We start from the raw sequence: 6,205 nt of genomic DNA, 5'->3' as shown, positions 1-6,205 counted from the left end.
CAGGAGGTTGGCTTAGAAGCAGCCACCCTTTAAAGAAAGCGTAATAGCTCACTGGTCGAGTCGGCCTGCGCGGAAGATGTAACGGGGCTAAAATCATACACCGAAGCTGCGGATGTGCACTTAGTGCACGTGGTAGGGGAGCGTTCTGTAAGCTGATGAAGGTTCATTGAGAAGTGGGCTGGAGGTATCAGAAGTGCGAATGCTGACATGAGTAACGATAATGAGGGTGAAAAACCCTCACGCCGGAAGTCCCAGGTTTCCTGCACGACGTTAATCGGAGCAGGGTGAGTCGGCCCCTAAGGCGAGGCTGAAAGGCGTAGTCGATGGGAACCAGGTTAATATTCCTGGACTTTCTATAAGTGGTGATGTGGGGACGAAGAAGGCTAGGTGAGCCGGGCGTTGGTTGTCCCGGTACTTGCACGTAGGTGGAGAGACTTGGCAAATCCGGTCTCTTGTTAACACGGAGGTGCGAAGTGGTTCTGACCCTTCGGGGTACAGAGAAGTCATTGATGCCAGGCTTCCAGGAAAAGCTGCTAGCCATAACTTATAGGAAACCGTACCGCAAACCGACACAGGTGGACAGGTAGAGAATACTAAGGCGCTTGAGAGAACTCGGGTGAAGGAACTAGGCAAAATGGTACCGTAACTTCGGGAGAAGGTACGCCCTTGATGGTTAGTTGCCTGCGCAACAAAGCTGTTGAGGGCCGCAGAGACCAGGTGGCTGCGACTGTTTATTAAAAACACAGCACTCTGCAAATTCGTAAGAAGACGTATAGGGTGTGACGCCTGCCCGGTGCCGGAAGGTTAATTGATGGGGTTATCTTCGGAGAAGCTCTTGATCGAAGCCCCGGTAAACGGCGGCCGTAACTATAACGGTCCTAAGGTAGCGAAATTCCTTGTCGGGTAAGTTCCGACCTGCACGAATGGCGTAACGATGGCCACACTGTCTCCACCCGAGACTCAGTGAAATTGAAATCGCTGTGAAGATGCAGTGTACCCGCGGCTAGACGGAAAGACCCCGTGAACCTTTACTATAGTTTTGCACTGGATTTTGATGATAACTGTGTAGGATAGGTGGGAGGCTAAGAAGTGCGGACGCCAGTTCGCATGGAGCCGACCTTGAAATACCACCCTGTTATTATTGAGGTTCTAACTTGGTCCAGTAATCCTGGATGAGGACAGTGTATGATGGGTAGTTTGACTGGGGCGGTCTCCTCCCAAAGAGTAACGGAGGAGCACAAAGGTACCCTCGGTACGGTCGGACATCGTACCAAGAGTGTAAAGGCAAAAGGGTGCTTGACTGCGAGAGTGACGGCTCGAGCAGGTACGAAAGTAGGTCTTAGTGATCCGGTGGTTCTGTATGGAAGGGCCATCGCTCAACGGATAAAAGGTACTCCGGGGATAACAGGCTGATACCGCCCAAGAGTTCATATCGACGGCGGTGTTTGGCACCTCGATGTCGGCTCATCACATCCTGGGGCTGAAGCAGGTCCCAAGGGTATGGCTGTTCGCCATTTAAAGTGGTACGCGAGCTGGGTTTAGAACGTCGTGAGACAGTTCGGTCCCTATCTGCCGTGGGCGTAGGAAAATTGAGAGGAGCTGCTCCTAGTACGAGAGGACCGGAGTGGACGAACCTCTGGTGTACCGGTTGTCACGCCAGTGGCATTGCCGGGTAGCTAAGTTCGGACGGGATAACCGCTGAAAGCATCTAAGCGGGAAGCCTCCCTCAAGATGAGTTTTCCCATGAAGCCCGTTGAAGACTACGACGTTGATAGGCGAGGTGTGGAAGCGCAGTAATGCGTGAAGCTAACTCGTACTAATTGGCTGATTGTCTTGACCATATAACCTGATGCGCTTCAGGTTATGTGGATAACATGAATGTGACTCTATTTTTTACCGGCCTCATGGCCATCTCCGTTAACACAGAGACAACCATGACGCTTAAATCGTTTTCCTGGCGACCATAGCAGTTTGGAACCACCTGAATCCATCTCGAACTCAGAAGTGAAACAGACTCGCGCCGATGATAGTGTGAGGCTTCCTCATGTGAAAGTAGGTCATCGCCAGGGCTTTATTTAGAAAACAAGACCATTGTATGTGGCACACAGTAGACGAGGATAGTCTACATTAGAAGCGAGTAATGCTGGCGTAGCTCAGTTGGTAGAGCAACTGACTTGTAATCAGTAGGTCCCGGGTTCGATTCCTGGTGCCAGCACCACTTAGTCTAATCCCATGCGCTAAAGCACTTGACTTTAGTCATTTCCTGAAAGAAAATGGCGTTTTTTTTGGAGGGGTTCCCGAGCGGTCAAAGGGATCAGACTGTAAATCTGACGGCTCAGCCTTCGAAGGTTCGAATCCTTCCCCCTCCACCAGTTGAGAAAAAGAAAGGCACGCGGGTGTAGTTCAATGGTAGAACTTCAGCCTTCCAAGCTGATAGCGTGGGTTCGATTCCCATCACCCGCTCCAAGTATTTAATTTTCTCATGGATGTATTGTGTCTGATGCTTAAGGCCCACATAGCTCAGGCGGTAGAGCACTTCCTTGGTAAGGAAGAGGTCGCTGGTTCGAGTCCAGTTGTGGGCACCAAAATTATGATCATTTATTAGGGGAGATTTTCCGATGGCGAAGGAAAAGTTTGAGCGTAAGAAGCCACACGTAAACGTTGGAACGATTGGTCACGTAGACCATGGAAAGACAACGCTGACGGCAGCGATTACAACGATTATGGCAGGCCTGCATGGCGGCACGGCAAAAGCATACGACCAGATCGATGCTGCACCGGAAGAAAGAGAGCGAGGGATTACGATATCTACGGCGCACGTAGAATATGAATCCACGAACCGACACTATGCCCACGTTGACTGCCCAGGACACGCGGATTATGTGAAGAACATGATTACGGGTGCTGCTCAGATGGATGGAGCGATACTGGTGGTTTCCGCTGCGGATGGTCCGATGCCTCAAACACGCGAACACATTCTGTTGTCTCGTCAGGTTGGTGTACCGTACATTGTTGTGTTCATGAACAAAGCCGACATGGTTGACGATCCTGAGTTATTAGAGCTGGTTGAGATGGAAGTGCGCGACCTTCTGAGCAGTTATGAATTCCCCGGTGATGATATTCCTATTGTTGTTGGTTCTGCATTAAAAGCATTAGAAGGCGATACCAGCGAGATTGGAGTGCCAGCGATTGTTAAACTGGTTGAGACAATGGACTCCTACATTCCCGAGCCTGTGCGTAACATTGACAAGCCGTTCCTGTTGCCGATTGAAGACGTATTCTCTATTTCTGGTCGCGGTACAGTAGTGACTGGACGTGTAGAGAGCGGTATTGTTAAAGTCGGTGAAGAAGTTGAAATTGTGGGTATTCGTGATACTCAGAAGACAACGTGCACTGGCGTTGAGATGTTCCGTAAGTTGCTTGACGAAGGGCGAGCAGGCGACAACGTGGGCGTGCTGTTACGTGGTACGAAGCGTGATGAAGTGGAGCGTGGTCAGGTGCTGGCGAAGCCAGGCACGATCAAGCCGCACACCAAGTTTGAAGCAGAAGTTTACGTTCTGTCAAAAGATGAAGGTGGTCGCCATACGCCATTTTTCAACGGCTATCGTCCACAGTTCTATTTCCGAACAACTGACGTAACCGGTTCCTGTGATCTGCCGCAAGGTGTTGAGATGGTTATGCCTGGAGACAACGTCCAGATGACCGTAAATCTTCATTCACCCATCGCGATGGACGAAGGTCTGCGTTTCGCGATTCGTGAAGGTGGCCGTACCGTAGGTGCGGGTGTTGTTGCTAAAATCATCGAGTAATGGATGGTTTGGGTGCAAACACGGTTTGCACCCGACATGTTAAGTTAGGCCAGTAGCTCAATTGGCAGAGTGGCGGTCTCCAAAACCGCAGGTTGGGGGTTCGATTCCCTCCTGGCCTGCCAACTAACAGAATACATATGACTAATTCATCAAATTCAAGATTTACATTCAAAGAAGCAATCTTGTGGTTAGGGATACTGTCACTAACTGCGGGTGCTTTTTTTGTTACTTATTATTATTCCTATTCCGCGCCAGTTAAAATAATTATATGGATCGGTTGGCTGGTCGGTTGTGCTATACTTGCATTCTTTACCAACAAAGGGCAGCAGGTTTTTGAGTTTGCAAACGAAGCCAAAGTAGAACTACAAAAAGTGGTTTGGCCCTCCCGTCAAGAAACCGTACAGACTACTTCCATTGTTATGATCATGGTCGCTGTGACAGGTTTTATCTTGTGGGGCGTTGATTCTGCAATGATGTGGGTCATTGCTAAAATAACACATTTAGGTTGAGATTAAGGTGGAAGAACAGAACAAGGTTGAAGAACAGAAATCAAAGCAGTGGTATGTTGTTCATGCCTACTCGGGCTATGAAAATTTTGTAATGCGCGAAATTAAGTCGCGAGCAGAGCACCACCATCTACAGGATAAAATAGGCGAAGTGGTGGTCCCCTCTGAGGAAGTGGTTGAAATGAGAGCGGGTCAAAAGCGTAAAAGCACCCGTAAATTTTTCCCTGGATATGTTCTTGTCAACATGGTGATGGATGATGCCACATGGCATATGATCAGAGCTATTCCACGCGTGCTCGGCTTTATTGGCGGCACAAGCCAGACGCCTACCCCCATTAGCGATAAAGAAGCGCGTGCTATTCTACAGCGTGTTGAGGATGGTGTTACCAAGCCTAAACCTAAAATTCTGTTTGAACCAGGCGAAGTGGTTAGAGTGAAGGAAGGTCCTTTCGTTGACTTTAACGGCGTTGTCGAAGAGGTCAATTATGAGAAGAGCCGTTTGCGTGTTGCTGTTCTCATTTTTGGTCGCTCCACTCCTGTTGAGTTGGAGTTTAGTCAGGTTGAGAAGACCTGATTTTGTTAGTAACGGGAAGCCAAACACTGATTGCCAAATCAGACATTGGCGTTATACCCATAAGGAGTCATCATGGCTAAAAAAGTAGAAGGTTATGTCAAGTTACAGATCCCGGCAGGAAAGGCTAATCCCAGTCCACCAGTAGGTCCTGCTTTGGGTCAGCGCGGCGTAAACATTATGGAATTCTGTAAAGCCTTTAATGCGGCAACACAGAGTTTGGAACAAGGTTTACCTATCCCTGTTGTTATTACTGTCTACAGTGATCGCAGTTTCACCTTTATTACTAAAACGCCCCCAGCTTCTGTCTTATTGAAAAAGACAGCGGGTCTGCAAAGCGGTAGTAGTAACCCCAATACAAAAAAGGTGGCAACATTGAAACGGGCTCAGCTCGAAGAAATTGCCAAAACAAAAGAACCCGATTTAACTGCCGGAAGTTTAGATGCAGCGGTGCGCACCATTGCTGGAACTGCCCGTAGCATGGGAATCGAAGTTGAAGGTTGATAATAAGGGGCACTACCATGGCAAGTTTAAGTAAAAAACAACAGAAAATTCGTGAAAAGGTTAAAACCAATTATTTGTATAATCCGGCTGAAGCCATTGAGATTCTGAAAGAATTTGCAAGCAGCAAATTCAGAGAAAGCGTGGATATCAGCGTTAATCTTGGCGTCGATCCAAGAAAATCCGATCAAGTCGTTAGAACATCAACCAATCTGCCAAAAGGTACGGGTAAAACCGTTCGTGTTGCAGTGTTTGCACAAGGTGACAATGCAACCAAAGCTAAGAATGCAGGTGCGGATCTGGTTGGTTTCGAAGATTTGGCAGACAAAATCAAGGCGGGTGAGCTCGACTTTGATGTGGTCATTGCCACACCGGATGCCATGCGCATTGTGGGTCAATTAGGTCAAATTCTCGGTCCACGCGGGCTGATGCCTAACCCCAAAGTCGGTACGGTTACAACAAATGTGGAAGCAGCCGTTTCCGATGCTAAATCAGGGCAGGTGCGTTATCGAACCGATAAAAACGGTATTATTCACTGTACTGTTGGCAAAATTGATTTCACTCCCGATGATCTCATTGAAAACATCACCGCGTTAATGGTTGACTTGAAAAAGGCAAAACCGGCTTCATCTAAAGGGGTATATTTGAAGAAAATTACCTTGTCAACCACAATGGGTCCTGGATTACCTATTGATATTGCATCATTACCTGTGTAATATATCTGACCCGAATTTCGAATTCACGGCATAGACTCGTTCCATGCCGTCGAAGACCGCAGGTGCAGAAATGCTTAATTACCCTGCGCAGACGGTGAACCG

Annotated in this window: 5 protein-coding genes, 5 tRNA genes and 2 rRNA genes (1 of these 12 only partly in view); all 12 read left to right on the top strand. The window is 48.3% G+C overall.

Annotation, left to right across the window (positions count from 1 at the left end; all coding sequences use genetic code 11):
* Positions 1–1,841: ribosomal RNA gene (locus GH742_RS13910) — 23S ribosomal RNA — on the top strand (it extends 1,054 nt beyond the left edge of the window).
* 112 nt (positions 1,842–1,953) lie between these two features.
* Positions 1,954–2,069 (top strand): 5S ribosomal RNA (gene rrf / locus GH742_RS13905).
* A 73-nt stretch (positions 2,070–2,142) separates the two neighbouring features.
* A tRNA-Thr gene (locus tag GH742_RS13900) sits at positions 2,143–2,218 on the top strand.
* Between the two features lie 69 nt (positions 2,219–2,287).
* Positions 2,288–2,372: transfer RNA gene (locus GH742_RS13895), tRNA-Tyr, on the top strand.
* A 20-nt stretch (positions 2,373–2,392) separates the two neighbouring features.
* Positions 2,393–2,466, top strand: a tRNA-Gly gene (locus tag GH742_RS13890).
* Between the two features lie 43 nt (positions 2,467–2,509).
* Positions 2,510–2,585, top strand: a tRNA-Thr gene (locus GH742_RS13885).
* A 33-nt stretch (positions 2,586–2,618) separates the two neighbouring features.
* A complete protein-coding gene (tuf, locus tag GH742_RS13880; protein ID WP_108294347.1) occupies positions 2,619–3,809 on the top strand; it encodes an elongation factor Tu in 1,191 nt (396 codons plus the stop codon).
* A 46-nt stretch (positions 3,810–3,855) separates the two neighbouring features.
* Positions 3,856–3,931: transfer RNA gene (locus tag GH742_RS13875), tRNA-Trp, on the top strand.
* A 15-nt stretch (positions 3,932–3,946) separates the two neighbouring features.
* Complete coding sequence (gene secE / locus GH742_RS13870) at positions 3,947–4,318, top strand: preprotein translocase subunit SecE (RefSeq protein WP_203455452.1); 372 nt, start codon at positions 3,947–3,949, stop codon at positions 4,316–4,318.
* 91 nt (positions 4,319–4,409) lie between these two features.
* Positions 4,410–4,889: a transcription termination/antitermination protein NusG gene (gene nusG / locus GH742_RS13865; RefSeq protein WP_304607801.1), complete on the top strand. Its 480-nt coding sequence runs from the start codon at positions 4,410–4,412 to the stop codon at positions 4,887–4,889.
* A 72-nt stretch (positions 4,890–4,961) separates the two neighbouring features.
* A complete protein-coding gene (gene rplK / locus GH742_RS13860) occupies positions 4,962–5,390 on the top strand; it encodes a 50S ribosomal protein L11 (protein ID WP_203455450.1) in 429 nt (142 codons plus the stop codon).
* Between the two features lie 17 nt (positions 5,391–5,407).
* Positions 5,408–6,103: a 50S ribosomal protein L1 gene (gene rplA, locus GH742_RS13855; protein ID WP_203455449.1), complete on the top strand. Its 696-nt coding sequence runs from the start codon at positions 5,408–5,410 to the stop codon at positions 6,101–6,103.
* The last annotated feature ends 102 nt before the right edge of the window (positions 6,104–6,205 follow it).

It is taken from the genome of Legionella sp. MW5194, from assembly GCF_016864235.1.
In the GTDB taxonomy this organism is placed as follows: Bacteria; Pseudomonadota; Gammaproteobacteria; order Legionellales; family Legionellaceae; genus Legionella_C.
Note: the sequence above shows the minus strand (reverse complement) of the source record. Positions and strands in the feature narration are given on the sequence as shown.

Coding starts and splice junctions, on each gene's coding strand:
- tuf (WP_108294347.1), top strand. CDS start 2,619: ATGGCGAAGGAAAAGTTTGAGCGTAAGAAGCCACACGTAAACGTTGGA.
- secE (WP_203455452.1), top strand. CDS start 3,947: ATGACTAATTCATCAAATTCAAGATTTACATTCAAAGAAGCAATCTTG.
- nusG (WP_304607801.1), top strand. CDS start 4,410: ATGCGCGAAATTAAGTCGCGAGCAGAGCACCACCATCTACAGGATAAA.
- rplK (WP_203455450.1), top strand. CDS start 4,962: ATGGCTAAAAAAGTAGAAGGTTATGTCAAGTTACAGATCCCGGCAGGA.
- rplA (WP_203455449.1), top strand. CDS start 5,408: ATGGCAAGTTTAAGTAAAAAACAACAGAAAATTCGTGAAAAGGTTAAA.